This is a genomic window from Wenzhouxiangella sediminis (genome assembly GCF_003410055.1).
Classification (GTDB): Bacteria; Pseudomonadota; Gammaproteobacteria; order Xanthomonadales; family Wenzhouxiangellaceae; genus Wenzhouxiangella; species Wenzhouxiangella sediminis.
In genome coordinates this window covers 50,564-71,343 of record NZ_QUZK01000037.1, presented here as the reverse complement: position 1 = coordinate 71,343, position 20,780 = coordinate 50,564, and the positions used below count along the sequence as shown (strand labels likewise).

20 protein-coding genes and 1 pseudogene are annotated in these 20,780 nt (G+C 65.6%); 8 read left to right on the top strand and 13 right to left on the bottom strand.

All coding sequences use genetic code 11. The features are described 5' to 3' along the window. Positions 1-25: 25 nt before the first annotated feature. Entirely contained in the window at positions 26-943 is a 918-nt protein-coding gene (gene fmt, locus DZC52_RS08950) for a methionyl-tRNA formyltransferase (protein ID WP_116650797.1), read from the bottom strand. 15 nt (positions 944-958) lie between these two features. Beyond that, a complete protein-coding gene (gene def, locus DZC52_RS08945; protein ID WP_116650796.1) occupies positions 959-1,474 on the bottom strand; it encodes a peptide deformylase in 516 nt (171 codons plus the stop codon). Positions 1,475-1,576: 102 nt separating this feature from the next. On the opposite strand from def, the gene DZC52_RS08940 reads away from it, so the two are divergent. The 5 genes from DZC52_RS08940 (at position 1,577) to hemF (ending at position 8,060) form a co-directional block, all read left to right on the top strand. Then, positions 1,577-2,767 (top strand): LysM peptidoglycan-binding domain-containing protein, encoded by a 1,191-nt coding sequence (locus DZC52_RS08940; RefSeq protein WP_181918863.1) that lies wholly within the window; start codon positions 1,577-1,579, stop codon positions 2,765-2,767. Between the two features lie 10 nt (positions 2,768-2,777). Then, the gene (gene dprA, locus DZC52_RS08935) at positions 2,778-3,926 is read left to right on the top strand and encodes a DNA-processing protein DprA (RefSeq protein ID WP_245960794.1); all 1,149 of its coding nucleotides are present in this window, start codon (positions 2,778-2,780) and stop codon (positions 3,924-3,926) included. 12 nt (positions 3,927-3,938) lie between these two features. After that, positions 3,939-4,415, top strand: coding sequence for a Smg family protein (locus tag DZC52_RS08930; RefSeq protein WP_116650793.1), 477 nt, complete (start codon positions 3,939-3,941; stop codon positions 4,413-4,415). A gap of 224 nt (positions 4,416-4,639) precedes the next feature. Beyond that, on the top strand, positions 4,640-7,063 hold the full coding sequence (locus tag DZC52_RS08925; RefSeq protein WP_116650792.1) for a DNA topoisomerase I: 2,424 nt from the start codon (positions 4,640-4,642) through the stop codon (positions 7,061-7,063). An 85-nt stretch (positions 7,064-7,148) separates the two neighbouring features. Continuing rightward, positions 7,149-8,060 (top strand): oxygen-dependent coproporphyrinogen oxidase, encoded by a 912-nt coding sequence (hemF, locus tag DZC52_RS08920; protein WP_116650791.1) that lies wholly within the window; start codon positions 7,149-7,151, stop codon positions 8,058-8,060. A gap of 15 nt (positions 8,061-8,075) precedes the next feature. On the opposite strand, the gene DZC52_RS08915 is transcribed toward hemF, so the two are convergent. Beyond that, positions 8,076-9,104 carry a serine hydrolase domain-containing protein gene (locus tag DZC52_RS08915; protein ID WP_116650790.1) on the bottom strand — a complete coding sequence of 343 codons (1,029 nt, stop codon included), beginning with the start codon at positions 9,102-9,104 and terminating at the stop codon, positions 8,076-8,078. Between DZC52_RS08915 and alkB the strand changes: the two genes are divergently transcribed. Continuing rightward, complete coding sequence (alkB, locus tag DZC52_RS08910; RefSeq protein WP_245960793.1) at positions 9,103-9,771, top strand: DNA oxidative demethylase AlkB; 669 nt, start codon at positions 9,103-9,105, stop codon at positions 9,769-9,771. The two genes, DZC52_RS08915 and alkB, sit on opposite strands and share 2 nt — an antisense overlap. A 173-nt stretch (positions 9,772-9,944) precedes the next feature. On the opposite strand, the gene DZC52_RS08905 is transcribed toward alkB, so the two are convergent. From DZC52_RS08905 to DZC52_RS08870, 8 genes are all read right to left on the bottom strand, one after another. Beyond that, the gene (locus DZC52_RS08905) at positions 9,945-10,337 is read right to left on the bottom strand and encodes an ectoine synthase (protein ID WP_116650788.1); all 393 of its coding nucleotides are present in this window, start codon (positions 10,335-10,337) and stop codon (positions 9,945-9,947) included. A 138-nt stretch (positions 10,338-10,475) separates the two neighbouring features. After that, entirely contained in the window at positions 10,476-11,762 is a 1,287-nt protein-coding gene (ectB, locus tag DZC52_RS08900; protein WP_116650787.1) for a diaminobutyrate--2-oxoglutarate transaminase, read from the bottom strand. A gap of 34 nt (positions 11,763-11,796) precedes the next feature. Continuing rightward, the gene (gene ectA, locus DZC52_RS08895; protein WP_116650786.1) at positions 11,797-12,303 is read right to left on the bottom strand and encodes a diaminobutyrate acetyltransferase; all 507 of its coding nucleotides are present in this window, start codon (positions 12,301-12,303) and stop codon (positions 11,797-11,799) included. Further along, a complete protein-coding gene (locus tag DZC52_RS08890; RefSeq protein ID WP_116650785.1) occupies positions 12,293-13,492 on the bottom strand; it encodes an aspartate kinase in 1,200 nt (399 codons plus the stop codon). Before DZC52_RS08890 ends, ectA begins: the two co-directional genes overlap by 11 nt. A gap of 43 nt (positions 13,493-13,535) precedes the next feature. Beyond that, entirely contained in the window at positions 13,536-14,096 is a 561-nt protein-coding gene (locus DZC52_RS08885) for a MarR family winged helix-turn-helix transcriptional regulator (RefSeq protein WP_116650784.1), read from the bottom strand. Between the two features lie 126 nt (positions 14,097-14,222). Continuing rightward, entirely contained in the window at positions 14,223-17,186 is a 2,964-nt protein-coding gene (locus tag DZC52_RS08880; protein ID WP_181918862.1) for a two-component regulator propeller domain-containing protein, read from the bottom strand. Between the two features lie 12 nt (positions 17,187-17,198). Next, the gene (locus tag DZC52_RS08875) at positions 17,199-17,852 is read right to left on the bottom strand and encodes a rhomboid family intramembrane serine protease (RefSeq protein WP_116650782.1); all 654 of its coding nucleotides are present in this window, start codon (positions 17,850-17,852) and stop codon (positions 17,199-17,201) included. After that, a complete protein-coding gene (locus tag DZC52_RS08870; RefSeq protein WP_147307645.1) occupies positions 17,849-18,328 on the bottom strand; it encodes a c-type cytochrome in 480 nt (159 codons plus the stop codon). The genes DZC52_RS08875 and DZC52_RS08870 overlap by 4 nt, the downstream gene beginning before the upstream one ends. 27 nt (positions 18,329-18,355) lie before the next feature. Here DZC52_RS08870 and DZC52_RS08865 point away from each other — a divergent pair, with 27 nt between their 5' ends. Together DZC52_RS08865 and DZC52_RS08860 are read left to right on the top strand one after the other, a co-directional pair. After that, the gene (locus DZC52_RS08865) at positions 18,356-18,955 is read left to right on the top strand and encodes an LOG family protein (protein WP_116650780.1); all 600 of its coding nucleotides are present in this window, start codon (positions 18,356-18,358) and stop codon (positions 18,953-18,955) included. Beyond that, complete coding sequence (locus DZC52_RS08860) at positions 18,952-19,791, top strand: BPSS1780 family membrane protein (protein WP_116650779.1); 840 nt, start codon at positions 18,952-18,954, stop codon at positions 19,789-19,791. The genes DZC52_RS08865 and DZC52_RS08860 overlap by 4 nt, the downstream gene beginning before the upstream one ends. Before the next feature lie 8 nt (positions 19,792-19,799). Here DZC52_RS08860 and tatC read toward each other — a convergent pair. Continuing rightward, a pseudogene (gene tatC / locus DZC52_RS08855) lies at positions 19,800-20,540 on the bottom strand (twin-arginine translocase subunit TatC); the annotation flags it as partial. Then, the gene (gene tatB, locus DZC52_RS08850; RefSeq protein ID WP_181918861.1) at positions 20,515-20,778 is read right to left on the bottom strand and encodes a Sec-independent protein translocase protein TatB; all 264 of its coding nucleotides are present in this window, start codon (positions 20,776-20,778) and stop codon (positions 20,515-20,517) included. The pseudogene tatC and the gene tatB, both read right to left, overlap by 26 nt. Positions 20,779-20,780: the final 2 nt, after the last annotated feature.

Genomic DNA, 20,780 nt, shown 5'->3' with positions numbered 1-20,780 from the left:
TGAACGCACCGTCCCGGCAGCCGGCCTAGCGCCGGCCGCGCCGCGCATTGAACCAATCGCGTGCGCCCACCGGCTTGCGGCCGGGTCCCTGCAGCTCGAGAATCTCGAGCACGCCCCGGCCGCAGCCCACGGCCAGCACCTCCGGGGCGCGATCGTCCAGCACTTCGCCGGGGGGAGCGCTGCCCTCTCCGGCCCGGGCGCGGTGAATCCGCCAGGTATTGCCCTCGATCTCGCCGAAAGCGATCGGCCAGGGGTGGTAGGCGCGAACCATCCGGGCGAGTTCTTCGGCCGGACGGTTCCAGTCGAGCCGTGCATCGCCCTTGTCGATCAGCGGCGCATGGGTGGCCAGAGCCTCGTCCTGCGACCGGGCGGTCGGCAGGCTGCCGTCGTCAAGGCAATCCAGGCCTTCGACCAGAATCTCCCCGGCCATCTCTGCCAGCCGGTCGTGCAGTTCCCCGGCCGTCTCTTCGGGTCCGATCGACGTGGCGCGCCGAAGGATCACGGGGCCGGTATCGAGTCCGGCGTCCATCTGCATCAGGGAAATGCCCGTCTCCTCGTCGCCGGCGAGAATCGCCTGATTGATGGGGCTCGCGCCGCGCCAGCGCGGCAGCAGGGAGGCATGGAGGTTCCAGCAACCGTGAGCCGGCATCTCGAGCACATCGGGTGGGAGGAGCAGGCCGTAGGCGGCGGTCACCAGCAGGTCGGGTCGGTACCCGGCCAGCTCGGCCTGAGCTTCTTCATTCTTCAGGGAGCGCGGTTGCAGCACGTCGATTCCGGCATCGACGGCCAGCTGCTTGACCGGCCCGAAACGCACCTGGCGCCCGCGACCGGCGCCGCGGTCGGGCTGCGTGAGCACGGCCACCGGGCGCCGTTTCGGGTCTTCGACCAGCGCCCGCAACGCCGGCACCGCGAACGCCGGCGTGCCGGCAAAAACGATTCGCATATCCGCTCCGGCCGGTCAAGCCGTGGCTTTTTCGCGGCTGTTCTGCTGCTTGCGCAGCTTCTTGCCGATCATGCGGCGCTTGAGCGGCGAGAGGTAGTCGATGAACATCTTGCCGTCGAGATGATCGATCTCGTGCTGGATGCACACCGCCAGCAGGCCGTCGGCGTCGAGCTCGTAGGGCTTGCCGTCGATGTCGAGGGCGCGGACACTCACCTTGTCGGCACGCGTGACCTCGGCGTAGAAGCCCGGCACCGACAGGCAGCCCTCCTCGTAGGACTGGCTCCCGCTTCGGTCGATGATCTCCGGGTTGATGAACACCCGCGGCTCGTTCCGCTCCTCGCTGAGATCCATGACGACGACGCGGATGTCCTCGGCCACCTGCGTGGCGGCCAGCCCGATTCCGCGGGCGTCGTACATGGTCTCGAGCATGTCTTCGGCCAGCTTGCGCTCGCGCTCGCCTACGGAATCCACAGGCCGGGCGACGTGCCGGAGGCGCGGATCGGGATATTCGAGAATCTTGAGTTTTGACATGAGAATTTAAGAAAACCGCTTAAACGTGCGTTTTGCAATGGTAATGTTTATGATAGTCTGCGAAAAATCAAGCCTGTGGGCATTGCTGGAGGGAGTCGCTCCGTGAAACGCTTAGTATTTCTGACCGCTATTGTACTGGCGGCGTTCACTGTACAGGCTCAGGACGTGGAACTGCGCGAGGATCATCCGCGTGAGTATGTCGTGCAGGAGGGGGACACGCTCTGGGACATCGCTGGTCGTTTCCTGACCCGGCCGTGGCAATGGCCGGCGATCTGGGACGCCAACCCGCAAATCGAGAATCCGCACCTGATCTATCCGGGCGACGTGATTTCGCTGGTCTTCATCGACGGCGAACCACGCCTGATGGTCAACGATTCGGTACGCCGTCTCTCGCCCGACGTAAGACGCGAAGCGATCGACGGTCCGATTTCGACCATTCCGCTCGATGCCGTGGAGACCTTCCTGGACGCGCCGCGCATCGTCTCGGCCGAAGAGTACGAGCAACTGCCCTACGTCATCGCCAACAACGAACAGCGCGTGCTCGCGGGCCCGGGCGACCGCACCTACGTGCGCGGCCTCGACGGCGCCCAAACCGGCGACGAGGTTGTCCTGGCCCGGGTCAACTACATGTTCGAGGATCGAAGCGCCAACCCGAACAGCGACGCGCGCATCAACAAGAAGATGATCGAACGAGAGGGCCAGGTGCGCGCCGAACTGCGCCCGGCCAGTGCCCTGTGGAAGTCGACCATCGGCCAGATCGACCGCTACAACTACCCGGTGATCGGGTACGAGCTGTGGGAAACCGCGCGCGGCCGCGTGGTCAGGACCGGTGATCCGGCCATCGTCGAAATCCTTTCCGGACGCCGCGAAACCATGGAGGGCGACTTCGTCCTGCCCGTCCACGATCACGTCTACGACGCCTCCTTCCACCCGCGGGCTTTGGACGAGATCCCCGAGGACGGCCGCGTGATCGCGATCACCGGCAGCAGCTACGGCGCGGGTCACTACCAGGTCGTGGCGATCAATCTCGGCACGGCGCAGGGTATTCAGGCCGGCCATACCTTCTCGGCGTTCCGGCCCGGCGAGACCATTCGCGACGAGCGCTACCCGCTGATGAGTCGTGCCGCTTTCCGCGAGCCGGAAAAGCGCTACGTGGACCTGCCCGACGAATTCGCCGGCCGGATCATGGTCTTCCGCCCGTTCGAGCACGTCAGCTATGCCATCGTACTCGAGGGCAGCGGTAACACCATCCAGGTCGACGACGTCCTCGCGCACCCCGACCGAAGCCTCTGACCGGCGGGCCGTGCCCGCTCCGGAGCAAGCCCGGGAGTGGCTGAGCCTCGTCCTCGTTGACGGGCTCGGCCCGAAACGCATCGCGGGCCTCGAGGAACGCTTCGCCAGCCCCATCGAATGGCACGGCGCCGACGATCGAACGCTGCGCAATTGCGGGCTTTCGGACCGGCACATCGAGCAACTGCGTCGGCCCGACGAGGAGCGGCTGGCGCGCTGCCTGGAGTGGCTTTCGGGTGAGCGTCGCTGGCTGATCACCCGCGACGACGCGCTCTACCCGCCACTGCTCAAGCGCATTCCCGATGCCCCCGTCGCCCTGTTCGTGGCAGGCGAACCCGACACACTGGTCGCTCCACAGATCGCCATCGTGGGTAGCCGCAACGCGACCAGCGGCGGCCTGGATCACGCCCGTTCGTTCGCCAAGACCCTGGCCCGCGCCGGGTTCGTGATCACCAGCGGCCTGGCCGAAGGCGTCGACGGCATGGCGCACGCCGGTTGCCTGGACGCCGGCGGCGCCACGATCGCCGTGGCGGGCACCGGCCTGGACCAGGTCTACCCCGCCCGCCATCGCGACCTGGCCGGCCGCATCGCGCGCTCGGGGGCGCTGGTGAGCCAGTTTCCGCCGGGGATCGGCCCGCTCAAGGGCAATTTCCCCGCACGCAACCGCATCATCTCGGGAATGAGCCTGGGCGTCCTCGTGGTCGAAGCCGGGATCAAGAGCGGTTCGCTGATCACCGCCCGACTGGCCAACGAGCAGGGGCGGGAAGTCTTCGCGATCCCGGGCTCGGTGCACAATCCCCTCTCCCGCGGCTGCCATCGGCTGATCCGGGACGGGGCCCGGCTGGTCGAAACCGCCGGCGAGGTGGTCGAGGATCTGGCCCCGCTGGCGCGCGAACTGGCAGGCGAAATAGAGAATCTGCTCGAGCCCCGGCCGACGGGTTCGCCGGCCGGACTTGAGGAATCGGGCGAATCACCGCATATGGAGAGTGACCCCGAATACGAGCAACTGCTCCAAGCGGTCGGATTCGACCCCACCCCGTTCGACCGGATCATCGAGCGTTCACAATTGACGCCCGCGGCGGTATCCTCGATGTTGCTGATGCTGGAACTGGACGGGAAGGTCAGCGCTCACGCCGGAGGACGCTACAGTCGCAACGCCTGAGGAAGGAACTGAATGAAGGAAAACGTGCTCGACCTGCTGATGTACCTGTTCGAGAACTACATCTACGACGAACCGGAAGAGGAGCCCGACCGCGAGTCGCTCAGCGAGAGCCTCGAGGAAGCCGGCTTTTCCAGCGGCGAGATCGATCGCGCGTTCAACTGGCTCGACGGGCTGGCCGAGCAGCGCAAGCTGCCGGAGCTCGGCGGCCACGAGAGCAATCCCATTCGTGTGTTCACGGATGACGAGAGCCGGCGACTGGACGTCAACGCCCGCGGGTTCATCCTGTACCTTGAGAATGTCGGGGTGCTCGACCCGCTGCGGCGGGAAATGGTGATCGACCGGCTCGCCGCACTGGAGACCGAGGACATCAGCCTCGAAGACGTCAAGTGGGTGATCCTGATGGTTCTGTTCAACCAGCCCGGCCAGGAAGCGAATTACGCCTGGATGGAAGACCTCATGTTCGACGAGGAGGGAGAATACCGGCATTGAGGGTGCCGGCCGGAAAGGCCGGAGAATCTCCCCTGACGAATTGCCTTCGTTAAGCCTTTCGTAAATGGCAAATCGTGAATCGTGAATGGAAAGGTACTGTGAGGGCGCGGTTCGCTCATTGACGATTCACGGTTTACGATTCACGAAACCCTGCGGCGAAGACGCTTCGCCATCACGCTGCTGCCGTTAGCACTCGTGCCCGCAGCACAACCAGACAAGCTTGCATGTCAAAAAATCTGCTGATTGTCGAATCGCCGGCCAAGGCGACCACCATCAACAAGTACCTGGGGCCCGACTTCATGGTACTGGCCTCCTACGGGCACGTGCGCGACCTGGTGCCCAAGGAGGGCGCGGTCGACCCGGAACACGGCTTCGCCATGCGCTACGACATCATCGAGCGCAACAAGAAGCACGTCGACAAGATCGTCGCCGAGGCCAGGAAGGCCGACGCGGTCTATCTCGCGACCGACCTCGACCGCGAGGGTGAGGCGATCTCCTGGCATATTGCCGAGATCCTCAAGGAACGCGGCGTCAACTCCGGCAAACCCGTCAAGCGCGTGGTGTTCTCCGAGATTACCGAACGGGCCATCAAGAAGGCGCTCGAGGAGCCGCGCGATCTCGCCGATTCCCTGGTCGACGCCCAGCAGGCGCGCCGGGCCCTGGACTACCTGGTGGGCTTCAATCTCTCGCCGCTGCTGTGGAAGAAGGTGCGCCGGGGCCTGTCGGCCGGTCGGGTTCAGTCGCCCGCGCTGCGCATGATCGTCGAGCGCGAGGAAGAGATCGAGAAGTTCGACCCGCAGGAGTACTGGACCATCGAGGCCGACCTGGGCGAGAACGAGGACGACGCCTTCGGTGCCAACCTGGTCAAGCTCGACGGCAACAAACTCGAGCAGTTCGACATCAACAACGAGACCCGGGCCACAGAACTCAAACAACAGATCGAGGAAGCCGCCAGCGGGCGCTTCAAGGTCGCGCGGGTCAAGAAGAGCCAGCGCCGGCGCCGCCCGCAGCCGCCGTTCATCACCTCCACGCTGCAGCAGGAAGCCGCTCGGCGCCTGCGCTTCACCACGCAGCGCACCATGCGCATCGCCCAGCAGCTCTACGAGGGCATCGACACCGGCAGCGGCAACCAGGGCCTGATCACCTACATGCGAACCGACTCGGTCTCGCTGGCCGGCGAGGCGATCAACGAGATCCGCCAGACCATCGCTTCCGAATTCGGAAAGAATCTGGCCCCGGAAAAGCCGAACTTCTACCAGTCGAAGTCGAAGAACGCGCAGGAGGCCCATGAGGCCATCCGGCCAACCTCGGCGAAGCTCACACCGATCAAGCTCAGGAATCACCTCAGCGACGACCAGTATCGCCTCTACGAGCTGATCTGGAACCGGGCGGTGGCCAGCCAGATGATTCCGGCCGTCTACGACACGGTCAGCGCCGAATTCGACGTCGGCGACACCACCTTCCGCGCTTCGGGCTCGACCCTGATCGAACCGGGCTTCCTGAAGGTCTACCGCGATTCCCGCGCCGAGCAGGACACGCGCCTGCCCGAGATCAACGAGGGCGACGAGATCCCTCTGATCGCGATTCGGCCCGAACAGCATTTCACGGAGCCGCCGCCGCGCTACTCCGAAGCCAGTCTGGTCAAGGCGCTGGAAGAGTACGGCATTGGCCGACCTTCAACCTATGCCTCGATCATTCAGACGCTCAAGGATCGCGAGTACGTCGAGCTCGACAATCGCCGCTTCATCCCGACCTCCACCGGCCTGGTGGTGGCCAAGTTCCTGTCGCAGCACTTCGACCGCTACGTCGACTACGACTTTACCGCCCGTCTCGAGGACGAGCTCGACGCCATCTCGCGCGGCGAGCACGACTGGGTCCCCCTGCTCGAGGAGTTCTGGCAGCCGTTCATCGACCGGGTCAAGGAGAAGGACGAGACGGTCAGCCGCAAGGAAGCCCAGCAGGCGCGTGAGCTCGGCACCGATCCCAAGACCGGCAAGCCGGTGATCGTGCGCCTGGGCCGCTACGGCCCATTCGCCCAGATCGGCGCGGCCGAGGACGAGGAAAAGCCGCAGTTCGCCGGCTTGCGACCCGGCCAGAAGATGGACAAGATCACCCTCGCCGAAGCGCTGGAGCTGTTCAAGCTTCCGCGCAACCTCGGCGAGACGCCCGAAGGCGAACCGGTGCAGGCCAACATCGGCCGCTTCGGTCCCTACGTGAGATACGGCCAGCGCAACTTCGTCTCGCTCAAGGAACACGATCCCCACGACATCACCCTCGAGCAGGCCCTGGAGCTGGTGGCCGAGCACAAGCAGCGCATGAAAGAGCGCATCATCCAGGAGTTTTCCGACGAGGGCATCCAGGTCCTCAAGGGCCGCTACGGGCCGTTCGTGACCGACGGCAAGCGCAACGCCAGCGTGCCGAAGGACCAGGAGCCCGAGAAACTGACCCTGGAGGAGTGCCAGAAAATGCTCGCCGAGGCGCCGCCCAAGGGCCGCCGCGGCAAATTCGGCAAGAAAAAGGCCGGCAGCAAGAAGGCGGCGGGCAAGAAGAAGGCCTCGAAGAAGAAAGCCGCAAAGAAGAAGGCCGGCAAGAAAAAGGCCTCGAAGAAGAAGAAAAAGAAGGCCTCGAAGAAGAAGGCTTCGGCCTGATCGGGTCGCGTAGGTCGGGGTCGCATCCCCGACGGACGACGAATCGGCCCTGTTCACACTGCACGACGCGTGTTCGCCACCTGAAATGACCTACACCGAATCCAGCGTCGAAGACGTCGCGACATACCTCCTCGATCTGCAGGACCGGCTTTGCGGCGCGTTCGAGGCAAGCGACGGCCGCGCGCGCTTTCACGAAGACGCCTGGGATCGCCCCGAAGGCGGCGGCGGTCGCACGCGGGTGATCCAGGACGGGGCGGTCTTCGAAAAGGGCGGCGTCAATTTTTCGCATGTCCACGGTACTGAACTGCCGGCAGCGGCCAGCGCTCGTCGCCCCGAACTCGCCGGCCGCAGCTTCCAGGCTCTGGGCGTGTCGGTCGTGATGCACCCGGTCAATCCGTATGTGCCGACCAGTCACGCCAACGTGCGCTTCTTCATCGCCGAAAAGGAAGGCGAGCCGCCGGTGTGGTGGTTCGGCGGGGGCTTCGATCTGACGCCCTACTACCCCTTCGAGGAGGACTGTCGCTTCTGGCACGAGACCGCCCGCGACCTGTGCGCACCCTTCGGCGACACGGTCTATGCCGAGCACAAGCGCTGGTGCGACGAGTATTTCTACCTCAAACACCGCGCCGAAACGCGCGGCATCGGTGGCCTGTTCTTCGACGACCTCAATGCCTGGGACTTCGAGACCTGCTTCGCCTACATGCGCGCGGTCGGCGACGGCTACCTCGCCGCCTACCGGCCCATCGTCGAGAAAAGGAAAGACCACGACTACGGCGAACGCGAGATCGACTTCCAGCGCTACCGCCGCGGTCGTTACGTCGAGTTCAACCTGGTATACGACCGCGGCACCCTTTTCGGCCTGCAGTCGGGCGGGCGAACCGAATCCATCCTGATGAGCCTGCCGGCCGTGGCGCACTGGCGCTACGACTGGCAACCCGAACCCGGTTCGCCCGAGTCTCGGCTGGCCGAGTACCTGCAGGCGCGGGAGTGGGTGTAGGCCGCGCCAGCGGCCTTACCCGGCCGTCTCGACAATACTCGCCGCCAACCGCTTGATGCGATCGAAATACCCGCCGTAAGAAGGCGGCGAGGGATCGGAGATCACCACGATGGTCAGCGCCGCGTCCGGGACGACGAACAGCGCCTGGCCGCCATAGCCTCGCCCGTAGTAGGCCTTCACGCCTGAGAGCCGGTCGATGAACCAGCCGTAGCCGTAGAGATCGTTGCTCCACGGCGAGCGCCCCCTCGGCGTCCAGGACGCCTCGATCCAGGATTCCGGAACGACCCGTTTGCCGTCTACGGTGCCGCCGAGTCGGTAGGCTTCGCCGAATCGGGCCAGTGCGCGCGGGCTCATGCGCATCTGGTTGCCGCCGAAGTGAATGCCCTGGGGATCGCGCATCCAGTCGGGAATGCGCAAGTCGAGGGGTTCGCCAAGCCAGTCGCGGGCCAGCTTCAGCAGGGAGCTTCCACTGGCTTCCACCAGGGCGGCTCCGGCCAGGTGCGTCGAGCCGGTCGAATAGATCATCTCGCCGCCGGGCTCGTCGACCATCGGCCGGGTCAGGGCATGGGCGACCCAGTTCTCGCTCTGAACCCAGGCGCCGTAGTAGCGCCCCGAGGTGCTGCGCAGGCCGGTCTGGAGCGCCAGCGCGTGGCCCAGGGTGATCTCGCCTACCTGCGGGTCGACCGCCCGGGGCACCCGATCGCCCAGCAATTCGACCAGCGGCTGGTCGGGCCCCTCGACGATGCCGCGTTCGATGGCGATGCCCGCCAGGGCCGACAGGATGGTCTTGGACAGGGACTTGAGGCTGGCCGGAGAGTCGAGGTCCGGACCGGTCCGCACATGCTCGATTACCGGCTCGCCTTCGTGGAGCACCAGCAGGCTGTAGAGCCGCGGCAGCGCGTCGGCCTGTTCGACGATGGCCCGCCGCTGCTCCGGCGTGAACGCAGTGGCGTGAAGCGGCGCGGCCGCGCACAGCGCTACAATGAGAATTGCGGCGGCAAGCCGGGCGATGTTCGGCTTGCAGTCGTGCCTGTCGTCATTCATGAGTCAAAGCATGTCCTTCTCGGGTCAACTTTTTGACAACGCTGCGCCGGAGGGTTCGGCCGAGCGATTCTCCGAGGGCGCGGTCTTGTTCCATGGCCGACTGAATGAGTACGCCGAAGCCATCATCGAGGCTATCCGGGACATCGACCGCGAAGCGCCGTTTCGCCACCTCGTGACCCCGGGCGGGCACCGGATGTCGGTATCGATGACCTCTTGCGGGGATCTCGGCTGGATGACCGACCGCAAGGGCTATCGATACACCGAGACCGATCCGGACAGCGACCGCCCCTGGCCACCGATGCCCGAACTCTTCTCGGAGCTGGCCGGCGAGGCGGCCGAAGAAGCCGGTTTCCCCGGCTACCGGCCGGACGCCTGCCTGATCAACCGCTATCGTCCCGGCGCCAAGCTGTCGCTGCACCAGGACAAGGACGAGCAGGACTATTCACATCCGGTGGTGTCCTTCTCGCTGGGCCTGCCGGCGACGTTTCTCTGGGGTGGCTTCCGCCGCAAGGACAAACCGGACCGGCTATTGCTCGAACACGGCGACGTGCTGGTCTGGGGCGGCCCGGACCGGTTGCGCTACCACGGCATCCTGCCGCTGCCCGAAGGCGAACACCCGCTGATGGGCGCCCAGCGCATCAACCTGACCTTCCGCAAGGCCGGTTAGAGCAGCACTTCAGAAAGTCTCTGAGGCCGCAAAGTTTCTCGCAATGGCGCGAAGGCGCAATGGGCGCTAGGAAAAGGAATAACCTTTGCGACCTTTGCGCCATTGCGCCGTTGCGAGAACTACCATGCTCAATTTCTTGCAACATGGACCGGGCATGGCAATGCCGGTTCGACTCAGTCGAGGTCGGCCGGATAGGCGCCGTCTTCGCCGTGGACTTCGCGGCCGGAAACCGGCGGGTTGAACACGCAGACCATGCGCATGTGCGAGCCCTTGTTGGCGCGCAGGATGTGCTTGTCGTGCTGGTCCAGGGCGTAGATGGTGAAGGCCTCCAGGTCGTAGACCTTGCCGTCTTCGACCGTCTCGATCTCGCCCTTGCCCTCGATGAGGTAGACGGCTTCGAGATGATTCTTGTAGTGCATGTGCAGTTCGGCGCCTTCCTTGATGACGGTGTCGTGCACCGAATAGCCCATGCCGGCGTCCTTGAGCAGCAAGCGGCGGCTGTTCCAGCCTTCGGTGTCGACGTCGTCGTCGGTTCCGATGATGTCCTGCAATTTCTTGACGATCATTCTGATCTCTCCTGGTATTGGAACCCGGGTGGGTTGTGGATCACAAAAAGAAGTCGCGCCGGGTGACCCGGACGCGACTACGGTTTTCGGAAGCCCTTGAGACCCGGAGTGGCGCTGGCCGCCCCGAGCCAGGCTCGATCAGGCGACCTTACGGTCCGGGGAAGCGTCGTTCGCTACCTTGGTCACCGCTTCTTCGATGATACTCAGACCCTTCTCCAGGTCTTCATCGGAGATGGTCAGCGGCGGCAGCAGCTTGAGCACCTGGTCATCGATACCGGCGGTCTCGATCACCAGGCCGAGCTTGAAGCACTCGGCCGATGCCTTTCCGGCCAACTCGACGTCGTCGAAGGCGATGCCCTGGATGAAGCCGCGGCCGCGCAAGGTGGCCTCGACCGGAATGCGCTCGGCCAGCGCCCCCAGGCGCGACTCGATGATGGCGGTCTTGCGCTCGACGTCCTTGGTCAGCTCGTCGTTGGTCCAGTAGTCCAGCGCCTTGGTGGCCGTCACGAAGGCGAGGTTGTGACCGCGGAACGTGCCGTTGTGCTCGCCCGGCGACCACTGGTCGTGCTCGGGCTTGAACAGCGTGACGGCGAACGGAAGGCCAAAGCCGCTGAGCGACTTCGACAGGCAGATGATATCGGGCTTGATGCCGGCCGCCTCGAAACTGAAGAACGGACCGGTACGGCCGCAACCGACCTGGATATCGTCAACGATCAACAGGACGTCATGCGCCTCGCAGATGTCGGCGAGCTTCTTGAGCCACTCCATGCGTGCCACGTTCACGCCACCCTCGGCCTGTACGGTCTCGAGAATGACGGCGGCCGGCTTGTCCACGCCTGAGCCTTCATCGTCGAATATGTGCTCGAGCAGCTCCAGGCTGGTGTCGCTGCCCTGCTCGAGGTAGCCGTCGAACGGCATGTGTGAGGCATTGGACAGCGGTACGCCGGCGCCGGCGCGCTTCATGGCGTTACCCGTGACCGACAGCGAACCCAGGGTCATGCCGTGGAAGCCGTTGGTGAACGAAATCACGTTCTGGCGGCCGGTGACCTTGCGGGCCAGCTTCAGGGCAGTTTCGACGGCGTTGGTACCCGTCGGCCCCGGGAACTGGACCTTGTAGTCCATGCCGCGCGGCTTGAGGATGACTTCCTCGAAGCGCTCGAGAAACTCGGCCCGTGCGGCACTGGCCATGTCCAGGCTGTGCACGATGCGATCCTCGGCGAGGTAATCCATCAGCGCAGCCTTGATGTCCGGGTTGTTGTGGCCATAGTTGAGCACGCCCGCACCAGCGAAGAAGTCGATGTACTCGGTACCGTCTTCGGCGATCAGGCGCGCGCCACGCGAGTGCGTGAACACGGCCGGAAAGTTGCGCACGTAAGAGCGCACTTCCGATTCGAGTCGATTGATGGTTTCAAGATGATGACTCATGTCTTTACTCACTAACTTTCGGATTGAATTCGGTTCAGCTTTTTTCGAACGGGCCGATGCGGAACAGTTCCTCCGGCTCGTGTCCGTCGGGGAAGTGCTCGGCCAGCATGAAGTCGCCGACCTCGCAGTTCACGCCGTGGTCTCGTGCCACCGAGCGAAACAGCTTTCGCGAAGCCGTGTTGCTCGGCGTCACCGACGCTTCGAGCCAGCGGGCATCCGGGTTCTGCTCCAGGAATGCCTCGAGCAGGCGCCGAGCCATGCCCTGCTTGCGCATGAACGGTGCCACGCCCACCTGCCAGACGAATACCGCGTCCGGGCGTTCGGGCGGGCGGTGTCCCAGCACGAAGCCGGCCAGCTTGCCCTCGACCTCGGCCACCACGCAGGTGTCGGCGAAGTCGATGCAGAAAAGCACATAGAAGTAGGCGGTGTTCAGTTCCAGACCGCCCATCTCCTTGACCAGTTCGTACATGCGGGCCCCGTCTTCGGGGCGCGCCTTGCGAAACACCGGTTCAGCGACGGCTTGTGCGCCTTCAGGCGACATCGGCCACCTCGGTGTCGGTGATCTCGAATCGATCGTGGAAGATCTGCATGGCGCGCTCGACGGCATTGCAGTCGATCAGGCAGGTCACAGCGTGTTCGAAGCGCATGACCTCGTGGACGGCGATACCTTCCGATTCGAGTTCTTTCCGCGCAATGTCCTCGGCGCCTTCCTCACTGCCGGCCTTGTAGCCGACGGCGGAAACGCTTGCGATGGGGCCGCCCACGACCACGCCCTTTTCGAATTCCTCGCGGATCGAGTTGGCCAGGCCTTCGTCGTCGGCAAGCTGGCCGATCGAGATCAGGTAGCGTCCCGACTCGCCTTCGGCCAGTTCCGGCACGAAGATGTCGAGGTCGTCGAGACGCTCGTGCAGGTTTTCGTGGTCGGCCGACTCGTCGAACTCGACCTGCAGCAACTCGTCGTGGCAGGCCACGCCGACGATGCGCGAGCGACCGAGGCCCGGCTCGGCGCGGACGATCGTTTCACCGCCCTCGCCGTGCGCTTTGCGGCAGACGATGGTGACGCCGTGCTCGATGGCGTAGTCGATGGCACGCTCGTTGAGCACGCCGGCACCGTGATGCGCCAGGGTCTTCATCTCGGCCAGGCTGATCATGCTCAGGCGCGTGGCGTCGGGCACCTTGCGCGGGTCGGCCGTGTAGACGCCGTCGACGTCGGAGTAGATTTCGCAGCGCCCGGCGCCGACCGCCGCGGCCAGGGCGACGGCAGTGGTATCGGAGCCGCCGCGGCCCAGCGTGGTGATGTCGCCTTCCGGGCTCTCGCCCTGGAAACCGGCCACGACCACGATCTTGCCCTCTTCGAGGGTCTCGAGCATGCGCTCGGGATCGACCGTCTTGATGCGCGCGTTCATGTGCGCGTCACAGGTCTTGACCCCGGCCTGGGGACCGGTCAGCGAAACGGCTTCGTGACCCAGGTCGTGCAGCGCCAGGCTCAGCATCGACGCCGAGGCCTGCTCACCGGCGGCCAGCAGCATGTCGAGTTCGCGGTGCTCCGGATTGGAGTTCAGCTTGCCGGCTCGAGCCAGCAACTGGCTGGTGGTCTTGCCGCGCGCCGAAACCACGACCACGACGGCCTTGCCTTCTTCACGGCAGCGAGCCACGCGTTGGGCCACGGCCCGCAGTTGTCCGTCTTCCGCGAGCGAGGATCCGCCATATTTTTGAACGATGATATCCATCTTTCCAACGTCTTTATATTTGAGTGTAAGTGTCTGTTCTGTTTCAGCTCTTGCCAGGATGCATGGGCGACAGGGCCGACCCCTCGTCCTTGGTGTGGAGGATGTCGACCAGGGCTTCCAGCCCCTGGCTGAGCTCGTCGAGTTCTGCTTCCCGCAGGCGCGTGAGCGCATCGAGCAGCGCGCCCTGGGCCGGCAACGGGGCCGTGGCGAGCAACTTGGCGCCTTCGTCGGTCACGAACAACTGCACCACGCGCTGGTCGGGACCCTGGCGCGAACGACGCAACAGGCTCTTGCCTTCGACCTTGTCGAGCAGGTTGCTGGCGGTCGCCGGCTTGATCGACAGGCGCCGGGCAATTTCCGAGACGCTCATGCCGGGCTTGCGCTCGACTTCCCACAGGGCCCACAACTGGGCCGCGCTGAGGCCGCACTGGCGTTCCACCCAGGCCGAGTGCGCCTGGACGGCCCGCACGGCCACGCGGAAGTTCCGCACCACGCCCATCACGCGGGGGTCGTCGGGTTCATTGACCAGCGGTCCGTCCGTCGCCGTCTTCAGGGACGGATGGGAGCCGTTGGCAGCGGTGTTTTCGGGTTCGTTCGATCTCATTTGCGGCTAATTATATGGCAAAAAATTACTTTGTGGCTAAAGATTTGGGTAGAAACTAAAATCCGGAGCAAACATGCAATCAGGAATGCAATTTCTGGCGCGGGCCGTGAAAGAGCGGTGAAGGAATCAGCTGCCGGCGTCCACGCTGACCCGGTTTCGGCCGGCGTCCTTCGCCGTGTAGAGCGCGCGATCCGCCCGCTCGACGAGCACCCGGGGCTCGACTTGCCCGTCGGGAATCACGGCGGCGGCGCCCACGCTGATCGTGACGCGGCCGTTGATGCCCCCTTCCGGGTGCGGCAGCCCGAGGGCTTCCACTCCGAGCCGCATCCGCTCGGCGAGGACGCGCAACGACTCGATGTCCGTTCTCGGCAGCAGCACCACGAACTCCTCGCCACCGTAGCGGGCCACCAGGTCGCCGGGCCGGTGAACGACGGCCATCAGCGCCTCTGCGACCCCGCGCAGGCAGTCGTCGCCGACCTGGTGGCCGCGGCTGTCGTTGAGCAGCTTGAAGTGATCGAGATCGGCCAGGATGAGCCCCAGCGGCTCGTGCTCGCGCCGGGCGATGGCCCACTCCCGGGCCAGGCGCTCCTCGAAATAGCCGCGGTTGGCCACGCCGGTCAACCCATCGATGCGCGAGCTGCGCTCGACCGCTTCCAGCGCCTGCTCGAGCTGTTCGGTCCGTTCGCGGACCAGGCCGGAAAGACGCTGCTCCCGAACCCGGAACTGCCGCACACTCAGCCGGTAGACCAGCACGGCTAACAGCCCGAAGGCGAAGATCGCCAGCACGCGGAACCAGGTGGTCTGCCAGGCAAAGGGTTCCTGCACGACGGTCAGGCCGGCCGTGCGCTCCGACCAGATCCCGTCGTTGTTGCTGGCGCGGACCTCGAAGCGGTACTCGCCCGGCGGCAGGCGGGTGTAGTAGGCCGTGCGGCGGCCGCCGACGTCCTGCCAGCGCTGGTCGTAGCCCTCCAGTCGATAGCGAAAGCGAACCTGCCGGGGCGCGACCAGGCTCAGCGCCGTGTAGTGCACCTCGAGGTTGTCGCTACCCGGCGGAAGCCGGACCGGGTCGCCGGCGGGCAGGCTGCGGCCGTCGACCGACACGCTCTCGAGAGTGACCGGGGGCTCGATACGGTTGATTCCCAGCCGCTCGGGAGCGACGCGCACCAGCCCCGCCAGCCCGGGAAACCAGATATGGCCCGAAAGTCCGGTGGCCACCGGGGGCTGGAAGCCGCCGGCGAACTGACCGTTGCGCAGTCCGTCCGACTCGTTGAACAGGCGGGCATCCAGCTCGATATCCTCGCCGTCGGCGATCGCCAGCAGGTCATCGCGCGCGACTCGCGCCAGCCCGCCGCCTCCGCTGAGCCACAGATAGCCCTGTTCGTCGCCGGCGATGCCGTAGACCGAGGCCTGGGGCAGGCCGTCGGCCACCGAGAAATGATGGAAGCGGCCGTCACGATGGAGGCTCAGACCGCTGTCGCGCGAGCCGATCCAGAGACTGCCTTCGGCATCCTCGTGAAAAGCGTAGATGATGTTGCCGGGCACCCCGGCCTGGCCGGCAAAATTCTCGAAGCGCTGCCCATCGAAGCGACTCAACCCGCCACCATTGGTGCCCAGCCACAGCCTGCCGCCATCATCCATGTGCATCTGTCGGACCAGGGCATCGGGCAGGCCGTCCTCGCGCGTCCAGGTTCTGAACCGACCGTCGGCCAGGCGGCTGATGCCGCCGTCCGCGGCCACCCACAGTGCGCCATCGTCTTCGAGCAGGAGCGCAAAGATGTGGTTACTGGGTAGCCCGTCTTCGCGCGTCCAGGTGCGAATGCCTTCATCCGAAAGATGATTGAGGCCGCCGCCGAAGCTGCCCACCCAGACGCCGCCGCTGCCGTCCGGGGCGAGCGCGGAGATGTTGTTGCTGGCCAGGCCGTCGTCCACGCCGAAACGCTCGACTTCCCGGCCCTGCAGCCGGAACAGGCCCGCCCCCTCCGTGCCGGCCCAGACCGAGCCGTCGGACGGGTCGGCGGCCACCACGAATGTGGCATCGGCCAGCCCCTCCGGTTCGCCGAAGGTCAGAAACTTGCCGTTGCCCAGGCGGTGCAGGCCTTCGCGGCTCGCCACCCAGAGACTGCCTTCGCGATCCTCAGTCATGTCGAACACGAAGGCCTCGGCCAGCGCCCCGCTGCCGAAGTGCGCGACCTCGCCGTCGTGTATGCGGATCAGGCCGTTGTTGTAGGTACCCAGCCAGAGATTGCCGTCGGAGTCCTCGAGGATGCTCTGGATGCCGTTGCCGGCCACACCCTCGGGCAGTGGGTAGCGCACCGGGCCGGACGCTTCCATGCGGTAGAAGCCGCCCTCGTAGGTGCCGATCCAGATCGTGCCGGCGCTGTCCTCGTAGACCGCATGGACCTGGTCGGAAACCATCCCGGTGGCCTTGCCGAAGGTCGTCATGCGCCCGTCGCGCATGCGCGTCACACCGGCAACCAGGCTGGCGAACCACATGGCACCGCTGCTGTCCTGGTAGACCTCGAAGACCCTCTCGTGCGCCAGGCCGTCGGCGCTGGTCAGCGTCGAAACGTCGCCGTCGGGCCCGAGCCGGGTCACGCCGCCGGCCGTGCCGAACCACACAGCGCCCTCGTCGTCCTGGTGGATGTCGTAGACAATCGGGTGCGCCAGGCCCTGTTCGGTTCCGAAGGGCTCGAAGCTGCCGTCGCGATAGCGGGCGGCGCCGCCGCCGTAGGTTCCGATCCAGAGGTCGCCGTTGTCGGCTTCGATCAGGGAACGAACGTCGTGGTTGGCCAGCCCGGGCGTATCGGCCGTGGTGAAAACCTTCGCATCGATGCCGTCGAAACGCACCAGCCCGTTCTGGGTTCCCAGCCAGAGATAGCCGTCACGCGACTGCAGCGCCGTCCAGACCGCCCCGGGCGGCAGGCCCTCGTCGCGGCCGTAGTGATCATGAACGTACTGGGAGGTGAGCCGGTCGGGATCGAGCCCGAGCGCCGGGCCGGCCAGCACGAACAGCAACAGGGCGCCCAGGCATCGCCGCCATTCGGGATTGGCGACAATTGATCGGAATGTCCCTGCCCATCCACCTGCCACCAAACGAGACTCCTATCGCCGCCGGCTTCGTCGGCTGCCCCAGTAGAGGATCAGTCCGAATCCGAAGAGCATGCCGCCAAGGTGTGCGAAATGAGCGACGCCGGCCATCGTGCCGGTCATGCCCATGAACAGCGTCAACAGGCCGTAACCTATCACGAAGTACTTCGCCTTCATGGGAATGGGCGGAATCAGCAGCATGATGGTGCTGTTGGGAAACATCAGGCCATAGGCCAGCAAGAGCCCGAACACCGCCCCGGAGGCGCCGATCGTGGGGTAGATGTCGCCGGTGACGGCGGCCACACCCAACTGGATGACGGCCGCGCCCGCCATGCACACGAAATAGTAGACGAGGAAGCGGCGCGCGCCCCAGACGCGCTCGACGGGCAGGCCGAACATGTAGAGCGCGAACATGTTGAAGAACAGGTGGCCGATGCCGCCGTGCAGGAAACCGTAGCTGATCAGCTGCCAGGGCGCGAAGCCGGTGGACATGGCGCTGCCGTCCGCGAATCGAATGAGCTCGGGCGTACCCAGCGGCCAGAGCGCGAACAGGCGGATCACCTCGCTCATCGAGCTGACCTGCACGAAGTACGCCACGACCGTGACGCCGAGCAGGATCATGGACACCGGCGGATTGCTCTGGCGCTGGAAGGGGAACGGCTGGTTCATTGCAACTCCTGGAGAATTCGTTCGACGCCGGCGCGGCCTTCGGGAGTTCGCCGGTCGGCCAGTCGGGCACGCAGCGCAGCGACATCGCCGGCCGTCCAGTCCGGCGTGGCCTGCGACCAGCGACGCTTGATGTAACGCACGATCTCGGCCACGCGCTCGTCGTCGATGTGCTGCATCGGCGGCATGTAGCCGGCGTAGTCCTGGCCGGCCACTTCGATCTCGCCGCGCAAGCCGAGCAGGACGATCGCGGTCAGGCCTTCGGGCGGCAACGCAAGCCACTCCGAGCCTGCCAGCGGGGGAAAGGCCGGCGGCCGGCCCTGCCCCTGCATGCCGTGGCAGCCGGCGCAGTGCCGGCCGAATGCCGCTTCGCCCTCAACGGCCTGCCCTTCGGTGTCGGTCCCGCCGCCGCAGCCGGCCAGCAGTCCTGCAAGCATCAGCGCGGCGATCAGCGACTGTTTACAATGACGCTTCGTCAACGATCTTCCTCGATACCGGTTTCGTACATGTCCATCAAAAGCGTTACGGTCTACGCCGCTTCCAGCCAGGCCCTGGACGCCGTCTACATCGATGCGGCCGAGCGCCTCGGCCGGACACTCGGCGCGGCCGGCCTGCGCATCGTCTACGGCGGCGGCAGCACCGGCCTGATGGGCGCGATGGCCGACGGCGCGATTGCCGAGGGCGCGCAGGTCCACGGCATCATCCCCGAGTTTCTCACGCGTGTCGAGCAGGGACATCAAGGCCTGCACGAGTTGGAAGTGGTTTCGGACATGCGCGAACGCAAGGCCCGCATGCTCGCGGAGGGGGATGCCGTTATCGCCCTGCCCGGCGGCTGCGGCACCTTCGAAGAACTGTTCGAGGCCATGACGCTCAAACGGCTGGGACAGTTTCTCGGCCCGATCGTGCTGATCAATACGACGGGCTACTACGACCGGCTTCTCGATTTCCTGGCTCACAGCGTGACGGAGCGCTTCATGAATCGAACGCACCTGGACATGTGGCAAACGGTCGAGCACCCGGAAGACGCGATCGATGCCATGCGCGAAGCGGTTGCCTGGTCGGCCCACGACGCACTGGAATCCGCCGCCGTCCGTCGTTCGACATGAGTGCGCCGGACTATCGCAAACCCGGCTTCGCCGCCGGTCTGCGCTGGCTGCCGGCGGCCGCCGAGCTGCTTTTCTCGAGCTTCGGGCCGCTTGCCGGCCTGGCCGCCCTGTGGCTGCTGGTTTCGATGATCGCCGTTATCCCGCTCGTCGGGCAGCTGGCGATGATGCTCATCACGCCGCTGCTCACCGCCGGCGCCATCGCGGCATTCGCGCAGATCTCCTCGGGCCGCCGGCCCGCACCCACCATGCTCTTCGCCGCCTGGTCCCGACCCGGCTTGCGCAACCGCCTGCTGGCACTGGGCGTCTTCGGAATTCTCGGCAGCCTGCTGGCGCTGCTGGCCCTGTCTTCCTGGCTGGGCAGCCAGGTCAGCTCGGAGCAAATCCTTGCTGCGCAGGAGTCCGCCGAAGCCATGGCCCGCCTGATCGAGCAGCTCTCCATCGGCCCCTTGCTGCTGCTGCCCATCGGCATACTCGCCGTGGTGATGGCGGCGATGTACTTCGCCATACCGCTGGTCATGTTTCACGACGTCGGCACGACCGGCGCCCTCGCGGCCAGCCTGCGTGCGGTGCTGGCCAACTGGTCGGCCTTTCTCGGCTTCGGCCTCGCGGCCATCGTCATGGTGATCGCGCTGGGTTTCATGTTCGGCATCGTCACCGTGCCGCTGACCCTGGCCCTGGGAGCGGCCGGCCAGATGGTCGCCCAGATCGTGTTCATGCTCACGGCCATGCTCATACAGGTACTGATGGCCGGCACGCAGTGGGTGGCCTTCGCTAGCGTGTTCGGGTCTCCCGGAAGCGGCGGGTCCGACGACGAAGACGATCAGCTGTTGGCCTGATCGTCCGATTCGTCCGGACGCCGCACCATGACCCGGGCAGCAATGATGCCCAGTTCGTAGAGAAGCAGCACCGGCAGCGCCAGGAGGGTCTGGGAGATCATGTCGGGCGGGGTGAGCAGCATGGCTACCGTGAACGCCCCCACGATCACGTAGCCGCGCATTTTTCCGAGCGCTTCGGGCGTGGTGATCCCCAGCGCGACGAGGATGATCGTGGCCACCGGCACCTGGAAGGCCAGTCCGAAGGCGATGAACAGCGTCAGGACGAAGTCGAGGTAGCGGTTGATGTCGGTCATCATCGCCACGCCTTCGGGCGCCATGGACGCGAAGAAGGCGAACACCACCGGAAACACCACGAAGTAGGCGAAGGCGCAGCCAGCGTAGAACAGCCCCACCGCCATGCCCAGAAGCGGGCGCGCCAGGCGCTGCTCGTGGCGGTAGAGACCGGGCGCGACGAACGCCCAAAGCTGGTAGAGAACGAACGGCATGGCGATCAGGATCGCCAGGATCAGGACCAGTTTGAAAGGCGTCAGGAAGGGCGAGGCCACGTCGATGGCGATCATGCTGGCGCCCTCGGGCAGGTGACGCACGAGCGGCTTGGCCAACACGCTGTAGATCTGACGCGCGAACGGCGCCAGCACGAGCAGCACCAAAACGATCGCGGCCACGGCCCGCAGCAGGCGGCTGCGCAGCTCGACCAGGTGATCGATCAGGGAAAGCTCGGGATCAGTCCGCGTCGTCTCTTCGCTCATGCGATTCCTGTCCGCTCGGTTCGGACTGCTTGCGGGACTGTTCTTCCTCCAGGATGCGGCGATTGTGATCGCGATCCATCTCGTCCTGGAACTCGGACTTGAGGCTGGCCCAGGCCTGGCGCGCATGGCGCGTCCAGTGGCCGACGGTGCGCGCCACTTCAGGCAGGCGCTGCGGTCCGACGACCAGCAGCGTGATCAGAGCCAGCAGCAGCAGCTCGCTGAGGCCGACGCCGCCCACTC

Coding starts and splice junctions, on each gene's coding strand:
- fmt (WP_116650797.1), bottom strand. CDS start 943: ATGCGAATCGTTTTTGCCGGCACGCCGGCGTTCGCGGTGCCGGCGTTG.
- def (WP_116650796.1), bottom strand. CDS start 1,474: ATGTCAAAACTCAAGATTCTCGAATATCCCGATCCGCGCCTCCGGCAC.
- DZC52_RS08930 (WP_116650793.1), top strand. CDS start 3,939: ATGAAGGAAAACGTGCTCGACCTGCTGATGTACCTGTTCGAGAACTAC.
- DZC52_RS08925 (WP_116650792.1), top strand. CDS start 4,640: ATGTCAAAAAATCTGCTGATTGTCGAATCGCCGGCCAAGGCGACCACC.
- hemF (WP_116650791.1), top strand. CDS start 7,149: ATGACCTACACCGAATCCAGCGTCGAAGACGTCGCGACATACCTCCTC.
- alkB (WP_245960793.1), top strand. CDS start 9,103: ATGAGTCAAAGCATGTCCTTCTCGGGTCAACTTTTTGACAACGCTGCG.
- DZC52_RS08915 (WP_116650790.1), bottom strand. CDS start 9,104: ATGAATGACGACAGGCACGACTGCAAGCCGAACATCGCCCGGCTTGCC.
- DZC52_RS08905 (WP_116650788.1), bottom strand. CDS start 10,337: ATGATCGTCAAGAAATTGCAGGACATCATCGGAACCGACGACGACGTC.
- ectB (WP_116650787.1), bottom strand. CDS start 11,762: ATGAGTCATCATCTTGAAACCATCAATCGACTCGAATCGGAAGTGCGC.
- ectA (WP_116650786.1), bottom strand. CDS start 12,303: ATGTCGCCTGAAGGCGCACAAGCCGTCGCTGAACCGGTGTTTCGCAAG.
- DZC52_RS08890 (WP_116650785.1), bottom strand. CDS start 13,492: ATGGATATCATCGTTCAAAAATATGGCGGATCCTCGCTCGCGGAAGAC.
- DZC52_RS08885 (WP_116650784.1), bottom strand. CDS start 14,096: ATGAGATCGAACGAACCCGAAAACACCGCTGCCAACGGCTCCCATCCG.
- DZC52_RS08875 (WP_116650782.1), bottom strand. CDS start 17,852: ATGAACCAGCCGTTCCCCTTCCAGCGCCAGAGCAATCCGCCGGTGTCC.
- DZC52_RS08865 (WP_116650780.1), top strand. CDS start 18,356: ATGTCCATCAAAAGCGTTACGGTCTACGCCGCTTCCAGCCAGGCCCTG.
- DZC52_RS08860 (WP_116650779.1), top strand. CDS start 18,952: ATGAGTGCGCCGGACTATCGCAAACCCGGCTTCGCCGCCGGTCTGCGC.